The organism is Streptomyces sp. CBMA123, assembly GCF_014596465.1.
Lineage (GTDB): Bacteria > Actinomycetota > Actinomycetes > Streptomycetales > Streptomycetaceae > Kitasatospora.
The window spans coordinates 1-26574 of sequence record NZ_MECK01000016.1 but is presented as its reverse complement, the minus strand read 5'-3'; the positions used below and the strand labels follow the sequence as shown (position 1 = coordinate 26574).

The 26574-nt window shown below is 71.7% G+C and carries 25 protein-coding genes and 2 pseudogenes; 16 read left to right on the top strand and 11 right to left on the bottom strand.

Features of this window, described 5'->3' with window-relative positions; all coding sequences use genetic code 11:
• The 6 genes and pseudogenes from BG452_RS45270 to pstB all read left to right on the top strand — a co-directional run.
• Positions 1 to 334 (top strand): annotated as a pseudogene (locus BG452_RS45270) (hypothetical protein); the annotation flags it as partial.
• 31 nt (positions 335 to 365) lie between these two features.
• Positions 366 to 863, top strand: coding sequence for an NUDIX hydrolase (locus BG452_RS45265; RefSeq protein ID WP_411292877.1), 498 nt, complete (start codon positions 366 to 368; stop codon positions 861 to 863).
• 227 nt (positions 864 to 1090) lie between these two features.
• On the top strand, positions 1091 to 2227 hold the full coding sequence (gene pstS, locus BG452_RS03960) for a phosphate ABC transporter substrate-binding protein PstS (protein ID WP_188302724.1): 1137 nt from the start codon (positions 1091 to 1093) through the stop codon (positions 2225 to 2227).
• A 150-nt stretch (positions 2228 to 2377) separates the two neighbouring features.
• Positions 2378 to 3355 (top strand): phosphate ABC transporter permease subunit PstC, encoded by a 978-nt coding sequence (pstC, locus tag BG452_RS03955; RefSeq protein ID WP_188302723.1) that lies wholly within the window; start codon positions 2378 to 2380, stop codon positions 3353 to 3355.
• Complete coding sequence (gene pstA / locus BG452_RS03950; protein WP_188302722.1) at positions 3352 to 4428, top strand: phosphate ABC transporter permease PstA; 1077 nt, start codon at positions 3352 to 3354, stop codon at positions 4426 to 4428. Before pstC ends, pstA begins: the two co-directional genes overlap by 4 nt.
• A 43-nt stretch (positions 4429 to 4471) precedes the next feature.
• Positions 4472 to 5248, top strand: a complete 777-nt coding sequence (gene pstB, locus BG452_RS03945) for a phosphate ABC transporter ATP-binding protein PstB (RefSeq protein WP_188302721.1) — start codon at positions 4472 to 4474, stop codon at positions 5246 to 5248.
• 164 nt (positions 5249 to 5412) lie between these two features.
• Here the strand turns inward: pstB and BG452_RS03940 are convergent, their stop codons facing one another.
• Together BG452_RS03940 and BG452_RS03935 are read right to left on the bottom strand one after the other, a co-directional pair.
• Positions 5413 to 6408, bottom strand: a complete 996-nt coding sequence (locus BG452_RS03940; RefSeq protein ID WP_188302720.1) for an inorganic phosphate transporter — start codon at positions 6406 to 6408, stop codon at positions 5413 to 5415.
• Between the two features lie 5 nt (positions 6409 to 6413).
• Positions 6414 to 7034 (bottom strand): DUF47 domain-containing protein, encoded by a 621-nt coding sequence (locus BG452_RS03935; protein WP_188302719.1) that lies wholly within the window; start codon positions 7032 to 7034, stop codon positions 6414 to 6416.
• Between the two features lie 357 nt (positions 7035 to 7391).
• Between BG452_RS03935 and BG452_RS03930 the strand changes: the two genes are divergently transcribed.
• Positions 7392 to 7790, top strand: coding sequence for a metal-sensitive transcriptional regulator (locus BG452_RS03930; protein WP_188302718.1), 399 nt, complete (start codon positions 7392 to 7394; stop codon positions 7788 to 7790).
• A gap of 28 nt (positions 7791 to 7818) precedes the next feature.
• On the opposite strand, the gene BG452_RS03925 is transcribed toward BG452_RS03930, so the two are convergent.
• On the bottom strand, positions 7819 to 8007 hold the full coding sequence (locus BG452_RS03925) for a hypothetical protein (RefSeq protein WP_223241727.1): 189 nt from the start codon (positions 8005 to 8007) through the stop codon (positions 7819 to 7821).
• A gap of 220 nt (positions 8008 to 8227) precedes the next feature.
• A complete protein-coding gene (locus tag BG452_RS03920) occupies positions 8228 to 9127 on the bottom strand; it encodes a hypothetical protein (RefSeq protein WP_188302717.1) in 900 nt (299 codons plus the stop codon).
• Between the two features lie 162 nt (positions 9128 to 9289).
• On the opposite strand from BG452_RS03920, the gene BG452_RS03915 reads away from it, so the two are divergent.
• The gene (locus tag BG452_RS03915) at positions 9290 to 9484 is read left to right on the top strand and encodes a hypothetical protein (protein ID WP_188302730.1); all 195 of its coding nucleotides are present in this window, start codon (positions 9290 to 9292) and stop codon (positions 9482 to 9484) included.
• Between the two features lie 57 nt (positions 9485 to 9541).
• On the opposite strand, the gene BG452_RS03910 is transcribed toward BG452_RS03915, so the two are convergent.
• Both BG452_RS03910 and BG452_RS03905 read right to left on the bottom strand, forming a co-directional pair.
• On the bottom strand, positions 9542 to 10279 hold the full coding sequence (locus BG452_RS03910; protein ID WP_188302716.1) for a phosphatase PAP2 family protein: 738 nt from the start codon (positions 10277 to 10279) through the stop codon (positions 9542 to 9544).
• A gap of 179 nt (positions 10280 to 10458) precedes the next feature.
• Positions 10459 to 11610 (bottom strand): C40 family peptidase, encoded by a 1152-nt coding sequence (locus BG452_RS03905; RefSeq protein WP_188302715.1) that lies wholly within the window; start codon positions 11608 to 11610, stop codon positions 10459 to 10461.
• A gap of 248 nt (positions 11611 to 11858) precedes the next feature.
• Between BG452_RS03905 and BG452_RS03900 the strand changes: the two genes are divergently transcribed.
• The 6 genes from BG452_RS03900 to BG452_RS03875 all read left to right on the top strand — a co-directional run bounded on the left by BG452_RS03900 (position 11859) and on the right by BG452_RS03875 (position 19450).
• Positions 11859 to 12209, top strand: a complete 351-nt coding sequence (locus tag BG452_RS03900) for a hypothetical protein (RefSeq protein ID WP_223241718.1) — start codon at positions 11859 to 11861, stop codon at positions 12207 to 12209.
• Between the two features lie 164 nt (positions 12210 to 12373).
• On the top strand, positions 12374 to 13189 hold the full coding sequence (locus BG452_RS03895; protein ID WP_188302714.1) for a hypothetical protein: 816 nt from the start codon (positions 12374 to 12376) through the stop codon (positions 13187 to 13189).
• Between the two features lie 25 nt (positions 13190 to 13214).
• On the top strand, positions 13215 to 14459 hold the full coding sequence (locus tag BG452_RS03890) for a hypothetical protein (RefSeq protein ID WP_411292876.1): 1245 nt from the start codon (positions 13215 to 13217) through the stop codon (positions 14457 to 14459).
• A 7-nt stretch (positions 14460 to 14466) separates the two neighbouring features.
• Positions 14467 to 16041, top strand: a complete 1575-nt coding sequence (locus BG452_RS03885; RefSeq protein WP_188302712.1) for an SCO6880 family protein — start codon at positions 14467 to 14469, stop codon at positions 16039 to 16041.
• 64 nt (positions 16042 to 16105) lie between these two features.
• Positions 16106 to 17455 (top strand): ATP-binding protein, encoded by a 1350-nt coding sequence (locus tag BG452_RS03880; RefSeq protein ID WP_188302711.1) that lies wholly within the window; start codon positions 16106 to 16108, stop codon positions 17453 to 17455.
• A gap of 195 nt (positions 17456 to 17650) precedes the next feature.
• Complete coding sequence (locus tag BG452_RS03875) at positions 17651 to 19450, top strand: bifunctional metallophosphatase/5'-nucleotidase (RefSeq protein WP_188302710.1); 1800 nt, start codon at positions 17651 to 17653, stop codon at positions 19448 to 19450.
• Positions 19451 to 19542: 92 nt separating this feature from the next.
• On the opposite strand, the gene BG452_RS03870 is transcribed toward BG452_RS03875, so the two are convergent.
• From BG452_RS03870 to BG452_RS03850, 5 genes are all read right to left on the bottom strand, one after another.
• Positions 19543 to 21024: a HAMP domain-containing sensor histidine kinase gene (locus BG452_RS03870; RefSeq protein ID WP_317620892.1), complete on the bottom strand. Its 1482-nt coding sequence runs from the start codon at positions 21022 to 21024 to the stop codon at positions 19543 to 19545.
• Positions 21021 to 21791 carry a response regulator transcription factor gene (locus tag BG452_RS03865; protein WP_188302709.1) on the bottom strand — a complete coding sequence of 257 codons (771 nt, stop codon included), beginning with the start codon at positions 21789 to 21791 and terminating at the stop codon, positions 21021 to 21023. The genes BG452_RS03870 and BG452_RS03865 overlap by 4 nt, the downstream gene beginning before the upstream one ends.
• 88 nt (positions 21792 to 21879) lie before the next feature.
• The gene (locus BG452_RS03860; RefSeq protein WP_223241717.1) at positions 21880 to 23100 is read right to left on the bottom strand and encodes a S1C family serine protease; all 1221 of its coding nucleotides are present in this window, start codon (positions 23098 to 23100) and stop codon (positions 21880 to 21882) included.
• Between the two features lie 109 nt (positions 23101 to 23209).
• Positions 23210 to 24268 carry a LacI family DNA-binding transcriptional regulator gene (locus BG452_RS03855; protein WP_188302708.1) on the bottom strand — a complete coding sequence of 353 codons (1059 nt, stop codon included), beginning with the start codon at positions 24266 to 24268 and terminating at the stop codon, positions 23210 to 23212.
• Between the two features lie 125 nt (positions 24269 to 24393).
• Positions 24394 to 25125, bottom strand: coding sequence for a response regulator transcription factor (locus BG452_RS03850; RefSeq protein ID WP_188302707.1), 732 nt, complete (start codon positions 25123 to 25125; stop codon positions 24394 to 24396).
• Between the two features lie 653 nt (positions 25126 to 25778).
• Between BG452_RS03850 and BG452_RS03845 the strand changes: the two genes are divergently transcribed.
• Both BG452_RS03845 and BG452_RS03840 read left to right on the top strand, forming a co-directional pair.
• Positions 25779 to 26072: a MoaD/ThiS family protein gene (locus BG452_RS03845; RefSeq protein ID WP_188302706.1), complete on the top strand. Its 294-nt coding sequence runs from the start codon at positions 25779 to 25781 to the stop codon at positions 26070 to 26072.
• Between the two features lie 5 nt (positions 26073 to 26077).
• Positions 26078 to 26574 (top strand): annotated as a pseudogene (locus BG452_RS03840) (hypothetical protein); the annotation flags it as partial.

Genomic DNA, 26574 nt, shown 5'->3' with positions numbered 1-26574 from the left:
CCGGCTGCGGATCCTGGTGAAGCGGGCCCGGTACGCGCTGGAGGTGTGCGGCCGCCAGTCCGCCGAGCTGGACGAGCTGGACGCGGTGCTGCGCCGGCACCAGGAGGCCGCGGACGCCGCGGTCACCGCGGCGACGGCGGCGCGCACCCCGCGGATCACCCCCGCGACCGCCTACGTGCTGGGCGTGGTGCATGCTGATCAGCGACTGGAGGTGGAGGCGGCGCGGTACGCCTTCGGCCGCCGGTGGCCCGAACTCCCGCCGGGTCTGGACGGCTGGCTGGAGATCCCCCCTGCCGAGGGCTGGGGGCATTCCCCCGCACCACGGACGGCCTGAATTGCGTGATCGCCTGAGCACCGGGCAGCCGGTGGACGCGCGCCCGACCGGGGCGGGCCGGGCCCCGGTGGTCCTGGCGGCGGGCGGGGTGCTCTGGCTGCCCGGGCGGCCGAAGCCCAGCGGCCGGCTGGGTCGGCCGCGGATCGCGGTGATCCACCGCCCGAAGTACGACGACTGGAGCCTGCCGAAGGGCAAGCTCGACCCGGGCGAGGGCGTGGTCGAGGCGGCGCTGCGCGAGGTGCGGGAGGAGACCGGCTTCCACTGCCTGCTCGGCCCGGAGCTGCCCGCCCAGCACTACCTGGCGCAGGGCCGTCCGAAGGAAGTCCGCTACTGGGCGGCGGTGCCGACCGGGGGCGCCTTCCGACCGAACCGGGAGGTCGACCGCCTGGAGTGGCTGCCCGCGGGCAAGGCGCGGGCGCGGCTGACCCACGACCGGGACCGGTTGCTGATCGACGCGTTGCTGGTGATGCTGGGTGCCAGGCCCGTGCGCACGGGCGAGCAGGTGCCGGCGAAGGACCGGTGGAAGTGATCTCCCCGCGCCCTGGGCGTGACGCAACCGTTACTACGTGACGTAGTTTCCTGCCATCCGTTCGAGGTTCACTCCCCGTTCACTTGCGACCGGCTGACGCGTCACTTACCCGGCCTAACTTCGGGACTACCGGAGGGCCGAACGGGCCCCGGACCACAGCAAAACCCGCGCTCGGCCGTGTCCGCACGGCCTGCGAGACGGGCAATGCCACAGAAAGGGACACCCCTGTGAAGCTCCAGCGGAACGGCCGCTCCAAGGCCCTCGCCATCGGTGCCATGGCGCTCGTCAGCTCGCTGTCGCTCGCCGCCTGCGGTTCGGACGACAACAACACCACCAAGGCGTCCGGTGGCTCTGGCAGCTCCGCCGCGGCCAGTGCCGCGGTCACCTGTGGCAAGCCCGGCACGCTGCTCGGCGCCGGTTCGACCGCGCAGGCCCCGGCGATCGACGTGTGGAAGACCAACTTCGGCTCGTCCTGCTCCGGTACCACGGTCAACTACAGCGGCGGCGGCTCCGGTGCCGGTGTCCAGCAGTTCACCCAGGGCAAGGTCGCGTTCGCGGGCTCCGACTTCGCGCTGAAGCCGGCCGACGTCGACGCCTCCAAGGCCGTCTGCACCGGTGGCAAGGCGATCGACCTGCCGATGGTGGCCGGCCTGGTCTCGCTGGTCTACAACGTCGAGGGTGTCGACAACCTGGTCCTGGACGGCCCGACCGCCGCCAAGATCTTCGACTCGCAGATCACCAAGTGGAACGACCCGGCCATCGCCGCGCTGAACCCGGGCGCCAAGCTGCCGGACGCCGAGATCCAGAGCTTCCACCGCTCGGACGACTCCGGCACCACCTACAACCTGACCTCGTACTTCGCCAAGACCTCGGGCGGCGCCTGGAGCGCGGAGCCGAACAAGGCGTGGAAGGGCAAGGGCGGCCAGTCCGCGAACGGCAGCGCCGGCGTCTCCGCCCAGATCAAGCAGGTCAAGAACTCGATCGGCTACGCCGAGCTGTCCTACGCCCAGACCAACAACCTGAAGAGCGCCAAGATCGCCACCGGTGCCGCTCAGCCGGTCGAGGCGACCGCCGCCAACGCGGCCCTCACGCTCTCCTCCTCCACCGTCTCGGGCACCGACGGTGACCTCGCGCTCGCGCTGGACTACGGGACCAAGGCCGACAACGCCTACCCGATCGTCCTGGTCACCTACGAGATCGCCTGCGACAAGGGCAACAAGGCCGAGACCCTGGACACCCTGAAGTCCTTCCTGACCTACACCATCAGCGACGCTGCCCAGAAGTCGATCGGCGACAAGGGCTACGTCCCGATGCCGGCCGCGATCGGCGACAAGGTCAAGACCGCGGTCTCCGCGCTCGCCTGACCGAACAGGACCACCGGTGGGACGGCCCCGTGAGCGAGGGGGGCCGGGGCCGTCCCACCGGAACGCACCGACCCAGCACCAACGTCCGGGGCACCGCCGCCATGGTGCCGTCCCCCTACCGGGGCGGTACCACCAGACCGGAGTAGACCAATGACTTCATCCTCCCCTGCCGCCCCGCGAGGCAGGGAACGCCGACCGCGCGACAGCCGCGTCGGCGACAAGATCTTCATGAACCTCGCCCGCGGCGCGGGCATCCTGCTGCTGGTCATCATGGCCGCGATCGCCGGCTTCCTGGCCTGGCGCTCGGGCCAGGCCCTCAGCAACAACCACGGCAACTTCCTCACCACCTTCGAGTGGACGCCGGACGCCCCGGAGCCGGTCTTCGGCATCGCCGTCCTAGCCTTCGGCACCGTCGTCAGCGCCCTCATCGCGATGGCGATCGCCGTCCCGGTGGCCATCGGGATCGCGCTGTTCATCTCGCACTACGCGCCGCGGCGGATCGCCCAGCCGTTCGCCTACCTGGTCGACCTGCTCGCCGCCGTCCCCAGCATCGTCTACGGCCTCTGGGGCGCGCTGTTCCTCGTCCCGCACATGGACGGGCTGACCAGCTGGCTCAACCAGTACCTCGGCTGGACGTACATCTTCGACCAGACCAAGACCGGCACCCCGCGCAACCTGTTCACCGTCGGCATCCTGCTGGCGATCATGATCCTGCCGATCATCACCGCGGTCTCCCGCGAGGTGTTCCGCCAGGTGCCGCGGATGCACGAGGAGGCGGCGCTCGCGCTCGGCGCGACCCGCTGGGAGATGATCCGCACCGCGGTGCTGCCGTTCGGCCGCCCCGGCATCATCTCGGCCTCCATGCTCGGCCTCGGCCGGGCGCTCGGCGAGACCATCGCGGTCGCGGTGGTGCTCTCCGCCAACAGCGTCCTGTCGCTGCACATCCTGGACGCGGGCGGCGGCACCTTCGCGCAGAACATCGCGCTGAAGTTCGCCGAGGCCGGCAACAACGGCCGCGACGCGCTGATGGCCTCCGGCCTCGTCCTGTTCGTCATCACCCTGCTGGTGAACGGTGCCGCGCGACTGATCATCGCCCGCCGCAAGGAGTACTCGGGGGCCAACGCATGACCACCGTCACCACCGTCCCCGAGGACGCCCGGCCGCAGGTCGGCCCGAAGCTCACCGCCAACCGGCTGCCCCGGTGGACCCCGCCCGTCGTCGCCGCCGGCTCGATCGCGGTCGGCTGCGGGATCGGCGCCGCCAGCGGGCTGGAGAGCCACCTGCAGTGGGGCCTGATCTCGGCCCTGCTGTTCCTGCTGGGCAGCTACCTGATCTCGGCCCAGGTCGAGGGCCGCCGCCAGGCCAAGGACCGCTTCGCCACCTCGGTGGTCTGGGTCGCCTTCATCCTGGCCGTCGTCCCGCTGGTCGCGCTGACCGTCTACACGATCCAGCAGGGCATCGGCGTGGTGGACGGGAACTTCCTGAGCCACTCGATGAAGGGCGTCATCCAGTCCGGCCCCGGCGGCGGGATCTACCACGCGCTGCTCGGCACCCTCCAGCAGGTCGCCCTGGCCACCCTGATGGCGGCCCCGCTCGGTCTGCTGACCGCCGTCTACCTGGTGGAGTACGGCCGCGGCCGGCTCGCCAAGGCCGTCACCTTCTTCGTCGACGTGATGACGGGCGTCCCGTCGATCGTCGCCGGTCTGTTCATCCTCTCGCTGTGGAACCTCGCCCTGGGCTTCGGCTACTCCGGCTTCTCGGGCAGCCTCGCGCTGGCGATCCTGATGATCCCGGTCGTGGTCCGCTCCACCGAGGAGATGCTCAAGCTCGTCCCGAACGAGCTGCGCGAGGCCTCGTACGCCCTCGGTGTGCCGAAGTGGAAGACCATCCTGAAGATCGTCCTCCCCACCGCGATCGGCGGCATCACCACCGGCGTGATGCTCGCGGTCGCCCGCATCACGGGCGAGACCGCCCCGGTGATGATGCTGGTGTTCGGCGCCGACTACATCAACAGCAACCCGTTCGACGGACCGCAGCAGTCCCTGCCGATGTACATCTGGCAGCAGTACTCGGTGGTCAACAACGACTTCGGCTACGCCCGCGCCTGGGGCGCCGCGCTGGTGCTGATCGCCTTCGTGATGGGGCTCAACCTCATCGCCCGGGGCATCGCACGCTGGCGCTCGCCCAAGGCCGGACACTGAGCGACCGACTGACGTACGAACGAAGACGAGAGAAGCAACGATCATGGCCAAGCGCATCGACGTCAGCGGACTGTCGGCCTACTACGGCACCACCAAGGCCATCGAGGACATCTCGATGAGCATCGAGCCCCGTTCGGTGACCGCCTTCATCGGCCCCTCCGGCTGCGGCAAGTCCACCTTCCTGCGCACCCTCAACCGGATGCACGAGGTGATCCCCGGTGCCCGGGTCGAGGGCAAGGTCCTCCTCGACGACGAGAACCTGTACGCCCCCAACGTCGACCCGGTCGCCGTGCGCCGCTCCATCGGCATGGTCTTCCAGCGCCCGAACCCGTTCCCGACCATGTCGATCTACGACAACGTGGTCGCCGGGCTCAAGCTCGCCGGCGTGAAGAAGAAGGCCGTCCTGGACGAGGTGGTGGAGCGCTCGCTGAAGGGCGCCAACCTCTGGAAGGAGGTCCACACCCGGCTGAACAAGCCCGGGGCCGGCCTCTCCGGCGGTCAGCAGCAGCGCCTGTGCATCGCCCGCGCCATCGCGGTCGAGCCACAGGTCCTGCTGATGGACGAGCCCTGCTCCGCGCTCGACCCGATCTCCACCCTCGCCATCGAGGACCTGATCGGCGAGCTGAAGTCGCAGTTCACCATCGTCATCGTGACCCACAACATGCAGCAGGCGGCCCGCGTCAGCGACCGCACCGCCTTCTTCAACCTGGCCGGCGTCGGTCAGCCGGGCAAGCTGATCGAGCTGGACGACACCCAGCGGATCTTCTCCAACCCGTCGGTGCAGGCGACCGAGGACTACATCTCCGGCCGCTTCGGCTGAGCCGGACCCCAGCCGTCCCGCGGTGCTGCATGGCGGTGCCGCCGCGGGACACGAGCAGGGCCCGCCCCCGAGATGTGGGGGCGGGCCCTGCTCTGCTTCTGCGCCGCGCCCGCTCGCCTGCGGCTCGGGGCGGTGTACCGACCTGGTGGCCGGCCGTCCGGGGATCAGCCCCAGAACAGGTGGACGAACCAGTACATCAGCGCTGCGACGATGCCGGCCGCCGGCATCGTGATGAACCAGCCGAGCACGATGTTCTTCGCGACGCCCCAGCGCACCGCGCGGATCCGCTTGGTGGCCCCCACGCCCATGATCGCCGCGGTGATCACGTGGGTGGTGGAGATCGGCGCCTTGAAGACGAACGACGTGATGTACATGATCGCGGCGGAGGTGGCCTCGGCCGCGAAGCCCTGCGGCGGGTCCAGCTCGATGATCTTCCGGCCGAGCGTCCGCATGATCCGCCAGCCGCCCGCGTAGGTGCCCAGCGAGAGCATGGTCGCGCAGGAGATCTTCACCCAGACCGGGATGTCGCCCGTGGTCTGGTGACCGGAGATGGTGAGCGCCATGACCACGATGCCCATCGTCTTCTGGGCGTCCTGCAGACCGTGCGCCAGCGCCATCGCGGCGGCCGAGGCGGTCTGGGCGACCCGGAAGTTGCGCTTGGCGCGGTGCGGGTTGGCCCGGCGGAAGATCCACAGGATCGCCAGCATCACGGCGAAGCCGCCGATCAGACCGACGATCGGCGAGACGATCATCGGGATGACGATCTTGTCGAGGACCCCGCTCCAGATCACGCCGATGCCGCCGGCCAGAGCCGCGCCCACCATGCCGCCGAACAGCGCGTGCGAGGAGGAGGACGGCAGGCCGAAGTACCAGGTGATCAGGTTCCAGGCGATCGCGCCGACCAGGGCGGCGAAGAGGATCGCCATCCCCTGGTTGCCGGTGGGGGTCTCGATGATCCCCTTGGAGACGGTGTGCGCCACGCCGCTGCCGAGGAAGGCGCCGGCCAGGTTCATCACGGCGGCCATCGCGAGCGCGGCCCTCGGGGTCAGCGCCCGGGTGGAGACCGACGTGGCGATCGCGTTCGCCGAGTCGTGGAAGCCGTTGGTGTACGTGAAGAAGAACGCAACGCCGATGACGGCGATGAGTGCAGCCATGTCCACGAGGGTCAGGACTCCTTGACGGCGATGGTCTCCACCGTGTTGGCGACGTGCTCGAACGCGTCCGCCGCCTCCTCAAGGACGTCCACGACCTGCTTGAGCTTGAGGACCTCGATGGCGTCGTACTGACCGGAGAACAGGTGGGCGAGCAGCTTGCGGTGGATCTGGTCGGCCTGGTTCTCCAGCCGGTTGATCTCGATCCAGTACTCGGTCAGGTTCGACATGCTGCGCAGGTTCGGCATCGCCGCGGCGGTGAGTTCCGCGGCGCGCGCCAGCACCTCGATCTGCTGCTCGACGCCCTTCGGCAGGGTCTGGATGTCGTAGAGGACGACCAGGTCGACGGCCTCCTCCATGAAGTCCATGATGTCGTCCAGCGACGACGCGAGGCTGTAGATGTCCTCGCGGTCGAAGGGCGTGATGAAGGAGGAGTTCAGCTGGTGGAAGACGGCGTGGGTGGTGTCGTCCCCGGCGTGCTCGGCGGCGCGCATGCGCTCGACGATCTCCGCGCGGGCCGACACGTCTGATCCCAGCAGTTCGAGCAGGAGCTTCGATCCGACGACGAGGTTCTCCGCGGCGGCGGCGAACATGTCGTAGAAACTCGTCTCCTTCGGGGTCAGGCTAAAACGCACGGAAATCTCCGATGTGCGGGGTACGGACTGAACGATGCTAGGTGCAACCAAGCGCGATCGCGCAAACGGGGTGGTGGCCGGGGAGGCGGAACCTCCTCTTCCGTTCGGCTGTCACGCCAGCTGCCCGGACCGCGCCGCCAGGTGCGGACGCAAGGACTCAGTCTGACGGAACCTCGGCACGATTGCCCCGTCCCGCGTGCGGCAGTCCGGGGCGCCGCTCAGACGGGTGAACCCCGCCACGACCCCCACCAGGCCCTTCGGCACATGCCGGGTGAGCCGTCGGAACACCACACGGGGCCCCGGTGTTGGACACTGGTGGCCGACGCAGCCACCAGGCACTCAGACGAAGGCGGGCCGATGACCACGACGCAAGCGCGCACCGAGCCGGACCACGCGCCCGAGCCGGACCACGCGCCCGGGACCGAGCCGCAGGCCGGTACCCCCGCCGCCGCGGGCCACGGCGGCGGACACGGCCCGCACGGCTACAGCGCGCAGAAGGACGCCCACCTCAAGCGGCTGCGCCGGATCGAGGGCCAGATCCGCGGCCTCCAGCGGATGGTCGACGAGGACGTCTACTGCATCGACGTGCTCACCCAGGTCTCGGCCAGCACCAAGGCCCTCCAGTCCTTCGCGCTCTCCCTGCTGGAGGAGCACCTGCGGCACTGCGTCGCCGCAGCCGCCGAGCAGGGCGGAGTCGAGCTGGACGCCAAGGTGGCGGAGGCCTCGGCCGCGATCGGCCGGCTGCTGCGCAGCTGACCCGACCCCGGACGGCCCGGGGCGCCCGTCAGCCGTCGCCCTCCCGCTCGGCCCGGGCCGGGTCCACCCGGTCCAGCAGCACCTCGTCGATCCGCTCGGTCGGCAGCCGGTCACCGGCGCTGGCCGTCGCGGCGATCATCAGCTCGCCGGCCAGCTCGATCTCGTCGAGGGCCGCGTCGTCGTGGCCGCCGTTGCGGCCGCCCGTGGACGACACCACCTGCACCACCCCTTCAGTGCCTCGCCAGCCCGGGCGGCAGCCACCCGGCGTCCAGCCTAGGCACTCCGGAGCCCGTCCACATGGCACGGACGGGCCATCTCGGCGCCGCCGAAACGGGTGGCCGTCGCTCCCCGGACGGCCACCCGCTCCGGCGGCGCCCCGCTACGCCCCGGCGCCGGAGCGCTGCCCCCGGCGGGCTCCAGGGCGGGGCCGACCAGCCCTACTTCGGGCTCTCCGAAGGCTTCATCTGGTAGATGTCCGAGGCCGCCGGCTCGGCCGCCTCGACCGGCTTGCCGAAGTCCGACAGCGAGGTCGTCGAGGTGACCTTCACCTGGTCCTTGGCCTCCTTCGACCCGGCGACCCCGGCGAAGGTGAACACCTCCACCACCTTGTGCAGCCGGCCCTGGTCGTCCAGCCAGGCGTCGTACGGGACCTCCTTGACGGTGAAGGTCTGCCCGCCCATCCGCAGGCCGTCCCCGCCCCGGCCGCCGGTGGCGTCGGCGGCCTTGCCCAGGTCCAGGGTGCCCCGGTAGTGGTGCAGCGGGGTGCCGTCCACCGTCTCGGTGCCGACCAGGTCGGCCTTCTGCACCCCGCGCAGTGCCCCCGCCGCCGTGGCCGGGTCGGTCGCGCCGCTGCTGACCAGGTTGCCGTCCGGCAGCTGACGCACGTCCAGCTTGACCCACTTGCCCTCGGGCACCTTGGCACCGCTGTTCTGCAGGTAGACGGTGCCCGGCAGGACCACCTCGACGATCTTCCCGGTGGTCGCCGCCCCCGGCGGCACCTGGACCTCCAGCCGGCCGATCCGCTTCACGTAGTCGTAGCCGCCGGTCCCGGAGAAGGAGGCCTTCTTGTCGGCCGACTCCGTGACCAGATCGGTGGCGGTGTGCGCGGAACCCGTCCGACCCGTGATGTCGGCGGCGTTGCGCACCGCCGTCACCGGGTCGCCGGCCAGCTGGTCCGGGGCGGTCGACTGCTGGTCGGAGGAGCCGCCACCGGACCCGCCGGAGCACCCGGCGGCCCCTGCGGCCAGGGCGGCGGCGAGCAGGGCGGCCCCGGCCGCCGAGCGCAGGTACGGCCCCGGGCGGCGCGCTGGCCGCCCGGTTCGCTGCTGGTCGGTCATCTTCATCCTCGCGACAACCCCCTCGGGCCCGACTGCCCCACCGGACACCACCGGGTGGGCAGAGCTCTTTCCGGGCAAACGAGTTGGGCCGCCAAGGGTTACGGCCCGGCGGAATCCGACGGGCGTCGCGCCCGGCCCGCCCGGCGCGTTACGGTGAATCCCGTGCACAGTGAGCTGCCGGTAGCCCCCGGCACCACCCCGATGCCCGAGCACCGCGTCGCGGTCAGCGAACGCGGCTCCTTCGCCTTCGCGACCTGCAGCTGCGGCTGGTACTCCGCGGCCCGCCGCTCCCGCGACCTGGTCCGCCGCGAGGGGGCCGACCACCTCGCGGAGTACGGCGGCGAGGCGCCGGACTAGACCGCTGCGGCGTTGAGGCCGCGAGGCCGGACTCCGGCGGTTGTCGAGGCCGCGAGGTCAGGCCGCGAGGTCGGACTCCGGCGGCTGCTCCTCGGAGCGCACCGCCCCCCGTCCGCGCCGGCGGCCGCGCGGGGCGCCGCCACGGCCGGTCCCACCGGCCCCACCGGCCCCGCCGCGCTCGGGCGCCCGGATCAGCGGGGCGACCGCCGTCCGGCTCAGCGCGTGGCAGAACGGGACCAGCACCGCCATCGCGATCGGCGCCAGCAGCAGCACCACGGCGACGGCGAGCGCGAAGCCGCCGATCACGTCGGTCGGGTAGTGGACGCCCATGAACATCCGGCAGAAGCCCTGCAGCAGGGCCAGCCCCCCGGCGATCCAGCCCAGCTTCCGGTTCACCAGGAACAGCGACACCGCCACGGCCATCGTCATGGTCGAGTGGTCGCTGACGAAGGAGTGGGTGCCCGCCTTGCCGTCCACCAGGACCAGCAGTCCCGGGTGGTCGACGAAGGGCCGCGGCCGGTCCACGATCGCGGCGATCGGCAGGTTGGCCAGCTCGGCGATGGCCACCGACAGCGGCACCCAGAGCAGCCCGGCGATCGCCACCGGCGCGTCCGGGCGGCGTCTGGCCTGCAACCACCCCACCAGCCCGAGCATCGCGAGGCCGAGCAGGATGCCGTACTCGCCGATCCACGAGACCAGGTGGTCCAGCCACTGGGGGGAGCGCTTGGCCAGGCCGTTGACGGCGTAGAGCAGGCCGAGGTCGGGGTTGGTCGTGTCGGCAAGCGGCGTCGACACGCCGCACCTCCTTCTGGTCCGCTGCACCTGTTCGTTCCCACCGGGGCCCGCCCGGCGCGCGAAGCTGACGGGGGACCACCGGACCCAACGTCATCGCCGGGACACAGCGTTCCACGGAAACGCGCGGTTATGGAAACTTGACTCAGCGTCCACAGGCCGCACACAGGTGGACGGACGTTTCAGCCCGCCCCACCGGTTCCGCCGCCTCCACTGGGCCGCCCCGGTGCCGTCGGGGCGGGCGGGGCGGCGGCCGCGGGCTGGGCGGGGGCCGCCGGGCCGGTCGGCGCCGTCGTGCCCGGACGACTCGGGGCGTTGACCGCGCCGCTGTTGTCGTTCCGGGTCGGCAGCGCCTGGGCGCCGTCCGTGGTGACCCGGGTCGCCCCGATGTACTCCCGGGTGTCGATCTTGTCGTAGCGGATCACCGCCCCGGTGTGCGGCGCGTTGATCATGTAGCCGCCGCCGACGTAGATCCCCACGTGGTGGATGCTCCGCGGATCGCCCAGGTCCGTCGCGAAGAACACCAGGTCGCCCGGCCGCAGCTGATCCCGCGACGGGTGCGGTCCGGCGTACCACTGGTCGTTGGCCACCCGGGGCAGGGTGATGCCCACGGTGTTGAACGCGGCCACGGTGAGCCCGGAACAGTCGAACCGCCCGTTCTGCCAGGCCGCCCCGTCACCGCCCCACAGGTACGGCGTGCCGAGCTTGGTCTGCGCGAAGTAGATCGCGGCGGCCGACTGCGCGGACACCTCCACCGGCGCGGTCGGCGCGGTGAAGCTGCGGGCCATCGCCTGGATGTTCCGCACGTACCCCTGGGTCTCCTTGTACGGCGGGATGCCCCGGTTCTTCGTCACCGCGTACGGGCCCGCGTTGTAGGCGGCCAGCATGTTGGCCTGCGCGTCCCCCGGCACTCCGGCCACGTCCTTGGCGAGCGCGCAGTCGTAGACCGCCGCCGTGGCGATCGCGTCGTACGGGTTCCAGACGTCCTTCCTGCCGTCCCCGTCACCGTCCGTGGCGTACACCGGCCAGGTGTCCGGCATGAACTGCGCCATTCCCTGGGCTCCGACGCCGGATTGGGCCTTGGGATCGAAACCGCTTTCCTGGTACAGCTGCGCCGCGAGCATCGGCGGGGAGATCTCCGGACAGAGCGAGCCCCACTTCTGGATCGAGTCCTGGTAGGCCGCTGGGACCGTTCCCGGAGAGAGGGCGGAACGATTCGCCGACTGCTGCGGCGTCCCGCTCGCCGCATACGTCCCCATCGTCACCAGACCGAGGAACCCGAACGCAACAACTCCCGCAGCAGCGGCGGCCGTACCGCCCTTCCGGAGTACCATCAGCACCATCCCGACGAATCGTCAGTCGAAGTGTCCCGGAAGGCGTTGCTCACCGCAATCATCAGAGATACAAAGAGTGAGCGCTATCCTTCGTACGGTGGACATCCTCGCGTACGTGTCCGATGCCTCACGACCAATCCGCGAGAAGTAGCCAAGTCGACATCAGATCTGGCCAAGAATAGGCACCGACCCTTCGCGCGGGCGGGGTCCGGGCCCTTGAATTTGCCTGATCGGGCGGTGAGATGGAAATGAACCTGAGCAGCGTGCACACCTATGCGGTCGGCCACCTGGCCGAGGACCCCCCCAAGAAGCCGAATATCGACACCATCATCGGCGGGATCGCCCCGGACTGGGGCCCGTTCGCGAGCCTCGGGTCGGAGGCCCGGGTGATGGTCGAGGTCATCATGGCCGTCGCCATCCTCGTCTGCCTCGGCCTCGCGGTCTGGGGCGCGGCCAAACAGCGGATCGGCGCGACCGCGATGCGCGACAGCTTCGGCGCCGAACAGGGCAAGGGGCTGATCGTCGCCGGCCTGACCGGCGTGTTCATCATCGGATCACTCGGCACTCTGTTCACCATTGTCTACGGCATGGCTATCTGACGATCGGACAGCAGTGACCCGGTCCCCCTGAGGGCAGGTTCCCGCCCGGACCTCCCCAGCGGGCCGACCGCCAGGAGTCCACCCCCGTTCCCACCCTCCGTCCGCGCCCGCCCCCGGACGGAGGCCCCCGGAGCCCCCCGGCTCCCCGCACCAGGAGGGCCGCCGTGCCGTTGTCCGACGACCAGCCGCACACCCGTACGCGGCTGCCGGTCGACGAACAGCCCTCCGCACCGGCGACCGCCCGTCAGTCCCGGCCACTGAGAACGCTGCTGACCGTCCTCGTCGTCGTCACCCTGCTCGTCGTCGCCATCTCCATCGCCAACCGCGGCAAGCCCGGCCCCGGCAACAACGGCGGCTCCGCCGACCGCGCCGCCCCCACCGCGGGCACCGGCGCCGGCCCGGCCCCCAGCGGCGACCAGCCCGTCGGCACCACCGCCAACGGCATCGCCTCCGGCTTCCCGCACAGCGACCAGGGTGCCCAGTCCGCCGCCGCCAACTACGCGGTGGCCATCGGCTCCGCGGACATGTTCCGCACCGACAGCCGCCACACCATCGTCGCCACCATCGCCGACCCGGGCTCGGCGGGGGCCCTGCAGAGCCGGCTGGACCAGGGCTTCTCGCCGGAGACGGCGGCCCGGTTCGGAGTCGACGCCCAGGGCCGCCCTCCCAAGGGCCTGACCTTCGTCAGCCGGACGATTCCGGTCGGGACCAGGACCAACGGTTACACCCCGGAGAGCGTCAAGGTCGACGTCTGGTGCACGGGCCTGTTCGGGCTGGCTGGCGAGCGGTCGACCAAACCCGTGTCCGAGGAGTGGTTCACGCTCAACCTCAGCCTGCGATGGACCGGGACGGACTGGAAGCTCACCGACTACAGCCGAGCGGCGGGTCCGGCCCCGATCCCGCCGGACCAGCAGGCCGCGACCGCGGAGGAGATCACTGGTGCCGTCGAGCAGTTCGGAGGCTTCCGCTATGCCCGCTGACGGCAACTCGGGTCCCATCCGGGGGATGGCCGGTCGTGTGGCCGGGACGGCGCTGTTCGGCGCACTCTCGGTCGTGCTGGCGACCGGCCGCGCGATGGCGGATCCGTCGCCCGCCCCCAGCTCCGGGGTCACCAATACGGCGTGCCCGGGAGTTCCGCTCCCCGGCAACGATGTCTACTGCGCCCCGCCCAGTGGCGGTTCGCTCCCCGGTGGCAGCACCGTCGGGACCGTGACCGATCCGCTCGGGTCGTTGGCCAAGGGGTGTGCCCAGGCGGCGGCTTGGGTGGTGCGGAAGTTGTCGGGGGCGATCGACGGGACGACGGCGGTGGACTTCACCAACCAGTCGTTCCTGCAGCAGTACGCCGTGGTGTTCGCGGTGTCGACGGTGATCACGCTGGTCCTGTGGCTGCTGGCGGTGACCAAGCGGGCGGTGCGGGGGGCGCCGTTGACGACGGCGATCTCGGAGGCGGTCGGGTTCCTGTGGCTGACGGTGGTGGCCTCCGCGTTCACGCCCCTGATCCTGTTCACCGTGGTGAGCGTGACGGACGGGCTGACGAAGGCGATCTCGGTCGGGACCAAGTCGGACACCGGGACGTACCTGGGCGGGTTCGCGGACACCCTGGAGAAGGGGGATGTCGGCGGCGGGCCGCTGATCCTGGTGATCGTGTCGCTGGTCGCGGTGCTGGCGGCGGCGGTGCTCTGGATCGAGCTGGTGATCCGGGCGGCGATGCTGTACGTGGGGGCGCTGCTGGGGACGGCGGTGTACGCGGGGCTGGTGGACCGGCAGTTGTGGAAGCACGTGCGCCGCTGGGCCGGGATGATGCTGGCGGTGGACCTGGCGAAGCCGATCATCGTGATCATCCTGGGGCTGGCGGGCGCGGTGGCGACCGGGGCCGGGGCCAATGACGACTTCTCCCGGGTGCTGTCCGGGCTGGCGATCCTGTTCCTGTCGATCTTCGCGAGTGCCGCGGTGTACCGCTTCGTCCCGACTTTCGGTGACGAGATGCTGAACATGCGCCGGGCCCGGGCCAGCGCGGTGCAGGCCGGCTCGGCGATGATCAACGGCACCGCGAACCTGATGAAGCAGGGCATCACCACCCACGGCGACCGCGGTCAGGCGTCCGGCGGGGGTGGCGGGGGTGCGGGCGGCGGCTCGGTCGCGCCCGGCATCGCCGCGCACGCCGGCCGGACGCCGGCCCCGCCGCCGCAGGCCGGGCCGCCGCAGGCCCCCGTTTCGATCCGCGACAGCAATCCAGCGAAGGGGGGGTGACGGGTAAGTGAGCAGCGAACCGCTCGGCCAGTACGGCGCCCAGTACGCCCAGTCGTACGTGCACCAGCGCCGCACCTACCTGATCGGCAAGGCCCGCCCGAACGCGCCGATCGGCCGGAACCGGGAGTCCGGCGAGATCGTGCTGATCATCTTCGGGGCGTTCCTCGGGATGCTCTGGGGCCTGCTGATGCCCGTCCTGCCGCTGCGGATCGCCGGTCTGGTCGGCCTGCCGATCCTGGCCATCGCGGCGGTCTACGTGCCGTACCGCAAGCGGACGTTCTACAAGTGGGTGGAGATCAACCGCACCTACCGCCGGACGGTCCGCAGCGGGCGCGCGCTGTGGCGCTCGGAGGCGATGGACGCGGGCACCCGGATGGACGGCCGTGAGGTGGAGATCGGCCCGCCGCCGGGGGTGGGGCGGCTGCGCTGGCTGACCGCGCCGTTCGGGCCGGACGAGGTCGGGGTGCTGATGCACCTGGAGCGGCGGACGGTGACGGCCGCGATCGAGATCGAGGGCCCGGGTGTCGGGCTGCGGGACTCGGAGGACCAGGAGACGCTGGTCGACCGCTTCGGCACGCTGCTGAAGCACGTCGCCAACGGGGACGGCTTCGTGACCCGGCTGCAGATCCTGGCCCGCACCCTGCCGGCCGACCCGGACGCCCACGCCAAGGACGTCGAGCGGCGCGGGGACCACGACGCGCCGCGCTGGCTGCAGGAGTCGTACGACCAGCTGCAGTCGATGGTGTCGACCTCCTCGGAGCAGCACCGGGCGTACCTGGTGGCCTGCATGCACTACACCCGGGACCTGGCCGCCGAGGCGCACGCGATGGGCCGCACGGCCACCGGCGGGCGGGCCCGGGACGACGACGGGCTGGCGGCCGTGATGGCCCGCGAGCTGACCGACATCTGCGCCCGGCTGGCGGAGGCGGACATCCGGGTGCGCCAGCCGCTGGGCCAGGCCCGGCTGTCCTCGTTGCTGCACTCGATGTACGACCCGGACCACCCGATCGACCACCTCCAGGCGATGTCCCGGCGCAACGCCTGGCCGGCCGAGCTGGACGCGACCCACCCGCAGTACCTGACGGCGAAGACCCGCGAGTCGGCGACCCGGGAGCCGTGGTGCCACGCCACCGCGTGGATCAAGGAGTGGCCGCTCACCCCGGTGGGCGTCAACTTCCTGGCGCCGCTGCTGGTGCACACCCCGGACGTGATCCGGACGGTCGCGGTGACGATGGACCTGGAGCCCACCGACGTCGCGATCGAGCGGATGCTGACCGAGAAGACCAACGACGAGGCGGAGGCCAGCCGCGCGGCCAAGATGAACCGGACGGTCGATCCGCGCGACCTGGCCCACACCGGCCGGGTGGACCAGCGCGGTGACGACCTGGCCTCCGGCGCGGCCGGGGTGAACCTGGTCGGCTACATCACGGTCTCCTCGCGCAACCCCGACGCCCTGGCCCGCGACAAGCGGACCATCCGGGCCTCGGCCGGCAAGAGCTACCTCAAGCTGGAGTGGTGCGACCGCGAGCACCACCGGGCGTTCGTCAACACCCTGCCGTTCGCCACCGGCATCCGCCGCTGACCGTCCCGCCGGTCCACCCGGACCGTGTTCGCCCACCCCTACCGCTGGCACCAGGAGGCCGCCCATGGCGCTCGGCAACCTCACCGACGCGTTCACCAGCCTGATGTTCGGCAAGGTGGAGACCACCCGGCTGCCGGTGCGCACCTCCACCGGCCAGGCGCAGGCGGTCTACCTGCCCACCGCCGCACCGGGGTTGGGCGACTCCGGGGTGATCATCGGGCGCGAGGTGTACAGCGGCAAGGGCTACGTCTACGACCCCTTCCAGCTGTACGGGCAGCAGCTGCCGGCCCCGCACTGGCTGGTGCTGGGCGAGTCCGGCAACGGCAAGTCGGCGCTGGAGAAGACGTACGTGCTGCGGCAGTTGAGGTTCCGCGACCGGCAGGTGGTGGTGCTGGACGCGCAGGGCGAGGACGGCGTCGGCGAGTGGAACCTGATCGCCAACGCGCTGGGCATAAAGTCGATCCGGCTGGATCCGATGGCGGCCCGGGACGGCGGGGTGAAGCTCAATCCGCTGGACCCGGCGATCACCCAGACCGGCCAGCTGTCGCTGCTGCGCACCATCATCGAGGTGGCGATGGGGCGCGGGCTGGAGGAGCGGGCCGGCTTCGCGCTGAAGGCCGCCCACGCCCATGTGGTGGCCTCGGTGCAGGATCGTCAGCCGGTGCTGGACGACATCATCGACACCCTGCGCAACCCCGACCTGTCCTCGGTGGAGTCGCTGGGCGTGGCGGTGGACCAGGTGCAGTCCTGGGGCCTGGACGTGGCGCTGGTGCTGGACCGGCTGGTCGACGGTGACCTGCGCGGCATGTTCGACGGTCCGACCTCCGACGGCATCGACCTGGACGCGCCGCTGATCGTCTTCGACCTCTCGCACATCGACCGCAACTCGATCGCGATGCCGATCCTGATGGCGATCGTCGGGGTGTGGCTGGAGCACACCTGGATCCGGCCGGACCGGAAGAAGCGCATCTTCCTGGTCGAGGAGGCCTGGCACATCATCAACAGCCCCTTCGTGGCCCAGCTGTTCCAGCGGCTGCTGAAGTTCGGCCGCAGGCTCGGGCTCTCCTTCGTGGCGGTGGTGCACCACCTGTCGGACGTGGTGGACGGCGCGGCGGCCAGGGAGGCGTCGGCGATCCTGAAGATGGCCTCCACCCGGACGATCTACATGCAGAAGGCCGAGGAGGCGCGGGCCACCGGCCGGGTGCTGGGCCTGCCGCGCTGGGCGGTGGAGATCATCCCGACCCTGTCGCCGGGCATCGCGGTGTGGGACGTCAACGGCAACGTGCAGGTGGTCAAGCACATCATCACCGACACCGAGCGGCCGCTGGTGTACACCGACCGTGCGATGACCGAGGACGCGGTGGCCGAACGGGACCGGGCCGAGCGGCAGTTGGCGGCCGAGCCGGGGGTCTGAGGCGGGGCCCGGGGGAATGGTGCGCAGGCTGCCCGTCCGGCTCCGACGGCGATGGTTCGTCAGCAGGTAATCCTCTCGTTACGTCCGACGTCCTGACAGCTACGCGCGTTGACCCTAGGCTGCACTCGCGCAACACATTGCCCACGCCGGTGCGCTCCGCCGCCGCGTGCTCTTCCAAGGTGCAGGGGACCCCTCATGCTCACCGTCAGATCCCGACGGGCGGCGTTCGCCGTCGTCGCCGCCGCAGGTCTGTTCGGCACGGTGGTCGTGCCGACGGCCGCTCAGGCCGCCGACGCCAACGCCAAGCGTCACAAGACCGTCAACCTCCAGCTGTTGGCGATCAACGACTTCCACGGCAACCTGGAGCCGCCGGCCGGCTCCTCCGGCACGGTCAAGGAGGTCGACCCGGCCACCGGTCAGGTCGTCTCGACCCCGGCCGGCGGCATCGAGTACCTGGCCACCGAGCTGCGCAAGGCGCGGATCCCGGCCGACGACTCGATCACCGTCGCGGCCGGCGACATCGTCGGCGCCAGCCCCCTCACCTCGGCGCTGTTCCACGACGAGCCGACCATCGAGGCGATGGACAAGCTCGGCCTGGACGTCACCTCGGTCGGCAACCACGAGTTCGACCAGGGCGCGGCGGAGCTGCTGCGCAAGCAGGAGGGCGGCTGCCACCCGACCGACGGCTGCTACGAACCCGGCCGCACCTTCAAGGGCGCCAACTTCAACTACCTGTCGGCCAACGTCACCGACGAGCAGTCCGGCAAGCCGCTGCTGCCGCCGTACTGGGTGACCAAGTCGCAGGGCGTGAAGATCGGCTTCATCGGCGTCACCCTGGAGGGCACACCGAACATCGTGACCGCCGAGGGCGTCAAGGGCCTGAAGTTCGCCAACGAGGTCACCACGATCAACAAGTACGCCGCGGAGCTGAAGGCCAAGGGCGTCAACTCGATCGTCGCGCTGATCCACGAGGGCGGCTACCCGGCCAGCGGCGTGTACAACTACGACTGCGGCGCGGCCGGCCAGGGCATCTCCGGCCCGATCGTCGACATCGCAAAGAAGATCGACCCGGCGGTCGGCGCCATCGTCACCGGCCACACCCACAACGCGTACGCCTGCAGCATCCCCGACCCCGACGGCGTGCCCCGCTCGGTGACCAGTGCCGCCTCCTTCGGCCGGCTGTTCACCGAGATCGACATGAAGCTGGACAAGACCACCGGCGAGATCGTCCGCCCGTCGGTCAAGGCCGAGAACCACGTGGTGCGCCGCACGGTCGAGAAGGCCCCGGACATGACGGCGCTGATCGACCACTACTCCAAGCTGGCCGCGCCGAGGGCCAACCGCCCGATCGGCTACATCTCCGCGGACATCAACGGCCGCGGCAGCGCCGACCTGGAGAAGCCGCTCGGCGACGTGATCGCCGACGCGCAGCTGGAGGGGCTCGCCCCGGCCGCCAAGGGCGGGGCCCAGGTCGCGTTCATGAACCCGGGGGGCCTGCGCTCCGACCTGGTCTACAAGGCCTCGGGCGGTGAGGGCGACGGTGTGGTGACCTACGGCGAGGCGTTCACCGTCCAGCCGTTCACCAACATGATGCAGGTCAAGACGCTGACCGGTGCCCAGCTGGTCCAGTTGCTCCAGCAGCAGGTGAGCGGGCTCAACGACGCGGCGCCCAAGATCCTCCAGGTGTCCTCGAACCTCCACTACACCCTGGACATGCGCAAGACCGGCGCGGACCGGGTCGTCCTGGACTCGATCCGGCTGAACGGCGCGCCGGTCGACCCGGCCGCCACGTACCGGGTCGCGGCCAACGAGTTCCTGGCCGGCGGCGGCGACGGCTTCCCGGCCTTCGCGGCCGGCACCGACAAGCTGGTCGGCGCCTCCGACCTGGACGTCCTCACGGCCTACCTGGCGGCCCACAGTTCGGCGGGCACGCCGCTGAAGCCGCCGGCGCAGGACCGGGTGAAGGTCCTCGGCCCGGGCAGCGACATCGACTGACCGTGGGCCGGGCACGACGTCCCGCCGGAGGCGGGACCTGAGGACGGGCGGGGCGCTGTCGGGGCGCCCCGCCCGTCCCGCTTTCCCGGCGGCTACTCGGGGGCGGGGCCGCCGGGAAGTCGTACGGTCGCCAGCGCGCCCGGGCCGCCGTCCGCGGCCGGGCCGAGCGTGACCTCGCCGCCCGCCTCCCGGACGCTCTGCGCGACGATCGACAACCCCAGGCCGGAGCCCGGGAGTTGACGCGAGGAGGGGGAGCGCCAGAACCGGTCGAAGACGTACTGGAGCTCGTCCGGCGGGATGCCCGGGCCGTGGTCGCGGACGGTCAGTACGCCGTGCCGGAGCCGGACGTCGATGGTGCCGCCGGGCGGGCTGTACTTCACCGCGTTGTCCAGCAGGTTGATCACCGCCCGCTCCAGCCCGGCCGCGTCGCCGTGCGCGTACCAGGGCTCGGTGCTCGTCTCGAAGACCAGCCCGGGACCGCGGAGCTTCGCCCGTTCGACGGCCCGGCCGGCGATCTCGTGCAGGGCGACCACGGTGAGGTTGGGCCCGGCCTTCGGGGTGTCGGGGCGGGAGAGCTGCAGCAGGTCCCCGATCAGCACGGTGAGTTCCTGCATCTGGGCCTTCATGTTGCCCAGCAGCTTGGTCTTGGTCGCCGCAGGCAGCGGGCGGCCGGTGTCGTTGCTGCGGATCAGCAGGTCGACGTTGGTCCGCAGCGAGGTGAGGGGCGTGCGCAGCTCGTGGCCCGCGTCGGCGATCAGCCGGGTCTGGCGCTCGCGGGAGTTGGCGAGGGCGGTGCTCATCGAGTTGAACGAGGTGGACAAGCGGGCGATCTCGTCGTCGCCGTTCACCGGGATGGTGGTGCCGACTTCCTCGGTGCGGGCGATGTGCTCGACGGCGTCGGTGAGTTGGTCGACGGGCTTGAGGGAGGAGTGGGCCACCAGGCGGCCGGCGGCGGCGGCGAGCAGGATGCCGCCGAGGGAGACGGCGCCGAGGAGGATGGCGAGGCCCTGGAGGGACTCCTCGATGGGTTGGGTGGCGGTCGCGACCATCGCGACGGTGGGCTGCGAGTAGTGCGACACGGAGGTGAGCCGGACGAGCGCCGGGTCGCCGTTCGTGTAGCGCCCGTTACGGATGATGTACTGACCGGGCTTGAGCCGGAACGCGGCGGCGTCGTCCGGCTGGATCACGATCGCTCGGGTCGAGCCGGGGGGCAGGCCCACGCCGGCTGGTGTCACGAACTGCGTGTCCCGGGTGGCCGCCCCACTGAACTCCGGTGTGCCGGTACGGGGTTGGTTGGCTGCCAGGGCGGCTTCCGGGCTCTCGTACAGGTTGAGGTTCTTCCCGGCCATGGCGGGGGGCGCGCTGACCAGGTCGGTCCTGACCTGGCCGTACAGCTGCTTGTCGACGATGAACCAGCAGGCCAGCGCCGACAGGGCGATGGCCACCGCCACCGCCGCCGCGCTCAGGAAGGTGAGGCGGCCGCGGAGCGAGCGCGAGCGGTACCAGTGGACGACGCGTGCGCGGCGGCCGGTGGCGCGCGGGGGCGCCAGAGGGGGAGGCGGAACCGTGCTCACGCGCTGGTGCCGGAGGCCGGGCGCAGGGCGTAGCCGACGCCGCGTACGGTCTGGATGAGGCGCGGCATGCCGCCCTGCTCGGTCTTGCGGCGCAGGTACATCACGTACACGTCCAGGGAGTTGGAGGACGGCTCGAAGTCGAAGCCCCAGACCGCCTTGAGGATCTGTTCGCGGGTGAGGACCTGCCGGGGGTGGGAGAGGAACATCTCCAGCAGCATGAACTCGGTGCGGGTGAGTTCGACGGGCTTGCCGGCGCGGGTGACTTCCCGGGTGGCGGTGTTCATCCGCAGGTCGGCGAAGGCGAGCACCTCGCTGGCGTCCTCGACGACGGCGCGGGCGGCGGCCTCGGCGGCGAGGGCGTTGCGGCGCAGCAGGGCGCGGACGCGGGCGAGGAGCTCGTCGAGTTCGAAGGGCTTGGCGAGGTAGTCGTCGGCGCCGACGTCGAGGCCGGTGACGCGGTCGCCGACGGCGTCGCGGGCGGTGAGCATCAGCACGGGGACGGTGTCGCCGCGGGAGCGCATCCGGCGGACGGCGGTGAGGCCGTCCATCCGGGGCATCATGATGTCCAGCAGGACGAGGTCGGGCTTGTCGCGTTCGACGGACTCCAGGGCCTCGTAGCCGTCGGTGGCGGTGGCGACCTCGTAGCCCTCGAAGGCGAGGCTGCTCTCCAGGGCGTCCCGGAGGGCGGGTTCGTCGTCGACCACGAGGAGCCGGGCGGAGGGGTGGCCGGCCTCGGCGGGGGTGCGGTCGTCGGCGGACGGGGTCATGGGCTGGTGCCCTTTCTCGTCGGGTGGAGGGCCTGCTGGGAGCAATTGTCCGCCTCGCGGACGCTTACCGGTTCCTACGGATTGTGGCTCACAGGCTCTGGCCGGCTTCGAGCTTCGGCAGGACCTGCTTGATGTCGTTGATCGGGATGGCGAAGCCGAGGCCGACGCTGCCGGCGCTGCTGCTGCCGGAGGAGTTGGAGCCGCTGGGCGCGTACATCGCCGAGTTGATGGCGATGACCTGGCCGTTGGCGTTGATCAGCGGGCCGCCGGAGTTGCCGGGGTTGAGGGCCGCGTCGGTCTGGAAGGCCTTGTAGGTGGTGCTGCTGCCGCTGCTCTGCTGCTGGGCGCCTCCGCCGCGCAGGCCGGGCAGGAACGGGAGGCCGAAGCCGCCGTTGCCACTGGTGGAGCCTTCGTCGAGCTGGACGGTGACGTCGCGGTTCTCGGCGCTGATGATGCCGGAGGTGACGGTACCGGTGAGGCCGTCGGGGTTGCCGATGGCGACGACGGGGTCGCCGATGGCCATGGCGGAGGAGTCGCCGAGGACGGCGGGGGTGAGGTTCTTGGCGCCACTCGCGGTGATCACGGCGACGTCGAGGTTCTTGTCGGTGCCGGTGACGGTGGCGGCGGCGGTGGAGCCGTCCTTGAAGGTGACGGTGATCTGTCCGTCGGCGGAGGCGGTCTCGATCACGTGGTAGTTGGTGAGGATCTGGCCACCGGTGTTCAGGACGACACCGGTGCCGGTCGCGGTGCCGCTGCGGTCCTTGACGGTGATCTGCACGACGCTGGGGGAGACGGCGGAGGCGATGGCGGGCACGTCGGCCGTGCCGTCGGTGCGGGCCGAGACGGGGCTGGCGACGGTGCTGACCCGGGTGTCGGCGGACTGCCGGTCCGCGGCGATGACTCCGCCGGTGACCCCGCCGATGACGGCGGCGATCGCGGCGACGGCGGTGACCAGGGCGAGCCGACCGCGCAGCAGTCCGCGCCGGCCCCGGCCGCCGTGGTTGCCGGGGCCTTGGGGGCCCGAGGGGTGCCCGAACAGCGTGGGCGGCTCGGGCGGCATCGGCGGCGGGGGCGGCGTCGCGCCGAAGGCGCCGCCGGAGTGGTCCTCGCGGGTGCCGTACCCGGTGGTCGGGTCGGTGCCGGCCTCGTGGTGGCCGTACCCGGTGTTCGGGTCGGTGCCGCCCTCGTGGTGGCCGTACCCGGCGGACGGGTCGGTGCCGCCGGTGCCGGAGCCCAGCACGGTGCCCTCGATGACGCGGGGCTCGTACTGGCCGTACTGCTCGCTGGGGTTGTGCTGCTGTTCGCTCATGCCGACCAAGCTCCGCCTGGTGGATGAGGACGGCATGAGAAGCGGCTCAGAACGTGCCGAGAAGCCCGTTGGGTTCTCATAAAGCCTGGTCAGGAGGCTTCCGCTCCGGCTACTCCAGCGGGGCCCGGCCGGGGGCGGCGCCGTCGCAGCCGCAGGAACGGCGGATGACCAGGCGGGACGGGAACTTGCGGACCCGCTCGGTGTCCGATCCGGGCACCATCAGGGAGTCGTCCAGCACCAGGTCCACGGCGGCCCGGGCCATCGCGTCGCGGTCGGAGGCGACGGTGGTGAGCGGCGGGTCGGCGAGGGCGGCCTCGGGCACGTCGTCGAAGCCGGCCACCGCGAGGTCCTCGGGGACGCGCAGGCCGACCTCGCGGGCGGCCCGCAGCACGCCGATGGCCTGGTCGTCGGTGGAGCAGAAGATCGCCCGCGGCCGGTCCGGGGAGCGCAGCAGTTCGAGCGCGACCTCGAAGGCGCCGTAGCGGTGGAAGGGCGCGTCGATCAGGTGCGGCGCGGTGGGGATGCCGTGGGCGTCCATGGCGCGCTGCCAGCCCTCGACGTGGTCGATGACCGGGTCGCCGGGGGCGGGGGACTCCACCGGGCCGCCGAAGCAGGCCACGTACGGGTGCCCGTGCTCCTCCAGCAGGTGGCGGACGACGGCCTCGGCGCCGCCCACGTCGTCGGTGACCACCGCGACGTCGTCGATCGCCTCGGGGCGGCGGTGCAGCAGGACGACCTTCGCCCCCTCCATGGCGGCGAACTCCTCCGCGGCGCGCTGCGAGGGGCCCTGGCTGACCAGGATCAGGCCGGAGACCCGCATGCCGAGGAAGGCGCGGACGTAGTGGACCTCGCGGTCGTCGACGTAGTCGGAGTTGCCGATCAGCACGAGCTTGCCGCGCTCGGAGGCGGCCCGTTCGACGGCGTGGGCCATCTCGGCGAAGAAGGGCTGGCGGGCGTCGGGGACGACCATGCCGATCAGGTTGGTCCGCCGGGAGGCCATCGCCTGGGCGACGCTGTTCGGCCGGTAGCCGAGCTGCTCGATCGCCGCGAGGACCTTCTCCCGGGTCGCGGGCGCGACCGGGCGCGGACCGTTGTTGATCACGTAGCTGACGACCGCGGTCGAGGTCCCAGCCAGTCGGGCTACATCGTCGCGCGTCACCTTGGCCACGGGGGGAGTCTACGCGTGTGGCCCCGGGGGCGGCAGTGGGACCTGGGGCCGCTCCGAGGGTGCACCGGGAGCAATCCGGACGAGCCGGGCGGGGGACGGCCCACCCGGCTCGTCCGGCGGGGAGGTCAGGCCTCCAGTGGGGCCGAGGGGCGCTGGGCGAGCTCCGGGCGCTCGCTCTTCTCGGGCTTCTCCGGGACGACGAAGCGGTAGCCGACGTTGCGCACGGTGCCGATCAGCTGCTCGTTCTCGACGCCGAGCTTGGCGCGCAGCCGCCGGACGTGCACGTCCACCGTGCGGGTGCCGCCGAAGTAGTCGTAGCCCCAGACCTCCTGCAGGAGCTGGGCCCGGGTGAAGACCCGGCCGGGGTGCTGGGCGAGGTACTTGAGCAGCTCGAACTCCTTGAAGGTGAGGTCGAGCGCCCGGCCCTTGAGCTTGGCGGAGTAGGTGGCCTCGTCGACCGAGAGGTCGCCGTTGCGGATCTCCATCGGGCTGTCGTCGGTGGCGACCTGGAGGCGGCCGAGGGCCAGCCGCAGCCGGGCCTCGACCTCGGCCGGGCCGGCGGTGTCCAGCAGGACGTCGTCGATGCCCCACTCGGCGGTCACGGCGGCCAGGCCGCCCTCGGTGACCACCAGGATCAGCGGGCAGCCGATGCCGGTGGAGCGCAGCAGCTGGCACAGGCTGCGGATCTGCGGCAGGTCGCGCCGCCCGTCGACCAGGATGACGTCCGCGCTGGGGGTGTCCACCAGGGCCGACCCCTCGGCGGGGGCCACCCGGACGTTGTGCAGCAGCAGGCCGAGGGCCGGCAGCACTTCGGCGGACGGCTGCAGTGCGTTGGTGAGGAGGAGGAGTGAACTCATACCCGGTGGTCCCCTTTCCGGGTCGTCGCGGTAGCGCCACGGTTGCCGCCGCAGCCGGAGGGCGCAAGTGCTGAGGGGAGGGGGAAGGACGCCTGGGCGGTGCCGGGGGAGCGCTCGGCGGGCCGAGGGTCCCGCAACCCCCGGCGCACCGTTTCTGCCCTGCTCATCCCACGAACCTCCGGTCTGGTCCGGTCCCGGGTGGCGGCCCGGCGCCGGGTGGCGTCACCCCGTCGACCCGGCACGTCCTTGTGCCGCGAGAGGCGGGGCGGTCCCTGCGGCGCGCCGGGGGTGGGCCGGCGAATCGCACGAACGTCCGTACTGGCGTCCTGAAAGCACAAAAGGACCCGGGGGCGACTCTGCCCGGATCCCTCTTGGAGCACGAGGATAGCCGACTGCCCTCCGCGCCGGGAGTGCGCGAATCCGGCGGTTCGCCCAATCCGGGCGCACGCCGGGTGAGCCTGGACACAGCTTCGAGCGCCGCCGCGGGCCCGTCCGGCCAGGGCGATTGCCGCTCGGACCGGCGGACACGCCATCATGGGACCCACATCGGCGGCGCTGTCGGGGTCCATCGTTCGGGTGGTCGGGCGGCGTTCCGGTGGCGAGCCGGACCGGGTCACCGGGGCCGGGCGAGGACGAACGGAAGGGGTGGCCCGATGGGCGCGACCACCGAGCCCGCGAGCGGCGCCCGGGTGCGCGGGACGATCCGCTACTGGGCGGCGGCGAAGTCCGAGGCCGGGCTGGCCGAGGAGCCGTACGAGGCGGCGACCCTGGCGGAGGCGCTGGCGGCGGCCAGGGAGCGGCACGCCGACCGGCCGAAGCTCGTCCGGCTGCTCGGGCACTGCTCGTACCTGGTCGACGGGGCGCAGGTGGGCGGCCGGGACCACGCGACCGTGGCCCTGACCGAGGGCGGGACGGTCGAGGTCCTCCCGCCGTTCGCGGGAGGCTGAGCGGCGTGACGGACATGAACAACCCGAACGACGGCGGCGGCTACGGCGACTGGCCGCAGCAGCCCCGCCAGCCCTATCCGCATCCGCAGCAGCAGGCGCCGTACCCGCCGCAGCACCAGCGGCAGGCGCCGTACCCGCCGCAGCACCCGTACGGCTATCCGGTGGATGACGAGGCGGCGACCACCGTGTTGCCGCCCGTCCCGCCGCTGGACGACGCGGCCGCGACCACCCTGCTGCCGCCGGTGCCCCCGATGGACGACGCGGCGACCGCGCTACTGCCGCCCGTCCCACCGCTGGACGACGCGGCGGCCACCACCCTGCTGCCGCCGGTGAGGGTCTCCGGTGCGATGCCGGTCGCCCCGCCGCAGTACCCGGGCCGGCCGCCGCAGCAACCGGTGATGCAGCAGCAGCCGGTGATGCCGCCGCAGCAGTCACAGCAGCCGCAGCAGCCGCAGCAGCCGTCGCGGGCGCGGCACGCGGCCCCGGCGCCGCAGCCCGCTCC

Excerpts from the sequence above, each read along its gene's own strand:
- BG452_RS03875 (WP_188302710.1), top strand. The coding sequence starts at position 17,651 with ATGCTCACCGTCAGATCCCGACGGGCGGCGTTCGCCGTCGTCGCCGCC.
- BG452_RS03920 (WP_188302717.1), bottom strand. The coding sequence starts at position 9,127 with ATGACCGACCAGCAGCGAACCGGGCGGCCAGCGCGCCGCCCGGGGCCG.
- pstC (WP_188302723.1), top strand. The coding sequence starts at position 2,378 with ATGACTTCATCCTCCCCTGCCGCCCCGCGAGGCAGGGAACGCCGACCG.
- BG452_RS03865 (WP_188302709.1), bottom strand. The coding sequence starts at position 21,791 with ATGACCCCGTCCGCCGACGACCGCACCCCCGCCGAGGCCGGCCACCCC.
- BG452_RS03845 (WP_188302706.1), top strand. The coding sequence starts at position 25,779 with ATGGGCGCGACCACCGAGCCCGCGAGCGGCGCCCGGGTGCGCGGGACG.
- BG452_RS03880 (WP_188302711.1), top strand. The coding sequence starts at position 16,106 with ATGGCGCTCGGCAACCTCACCGACGCGTTCACCAGCCTGATGTTCGGC.
- pstA (WP_188302722.1), top strand. The coding sequence starts at position 3,352 with ATGACCACCGTCACCACCGTCCCCGAGGACGCCCGGCCGCAGGTCGGC.
- BG452_RS03890 (WP_411292876.1), top strand. The coding sequence starts at position 13,215 with ATGGCCGGTCGTGTGGCCGGGACGGCGCTGTTCGGCGCACTCTCGGTC.
- BG452_RS03850 (WP_188302707.1), bottom strand. The coding sequence starts at position 25,125 with ATGAGTTCACTCCTCCTCCTCACCAACGCACTGCAGCCGTCCGCCGAA.
- BG452_RS03860 (WP_223241717.1), bottom strand. The coding sequence starts at position 23,100 with ATGAGCGAACAGCAGCACAACCCCAGCGAGCAGTACGGCCAGTACGAG.
- BG452_RS03905 (WP_188302715.1), bottom strand. The coding sequence starts at position 11,610 with ATGGTACTCCGGAAGGGCGGTACGGCCGCCGCTGCTGCGGGAGTTGTT.
- pstB (WP_188302721.1), top strand. The coding sequence starts at position 4,472 with ATGGCCAAGCGCATCGACGTCAGCGGACTGTCGGCCTACTACGGCACC.
- BG452_RS03900 (WP_223241718.1), top strand. The coding sequence starts at position 11,859 with ATGAACCTGAGCAGCGTGCACACCTATGCGGTCGGCCACCTGGCCGAG.
- BG452_RS03930 (WP_188302718.1), top strand. The coding sequence starts at position 7,392 with ATGACCACGACGCAAGCGCGCACCGAGCCGGACCACGCGCCCGAGCCG.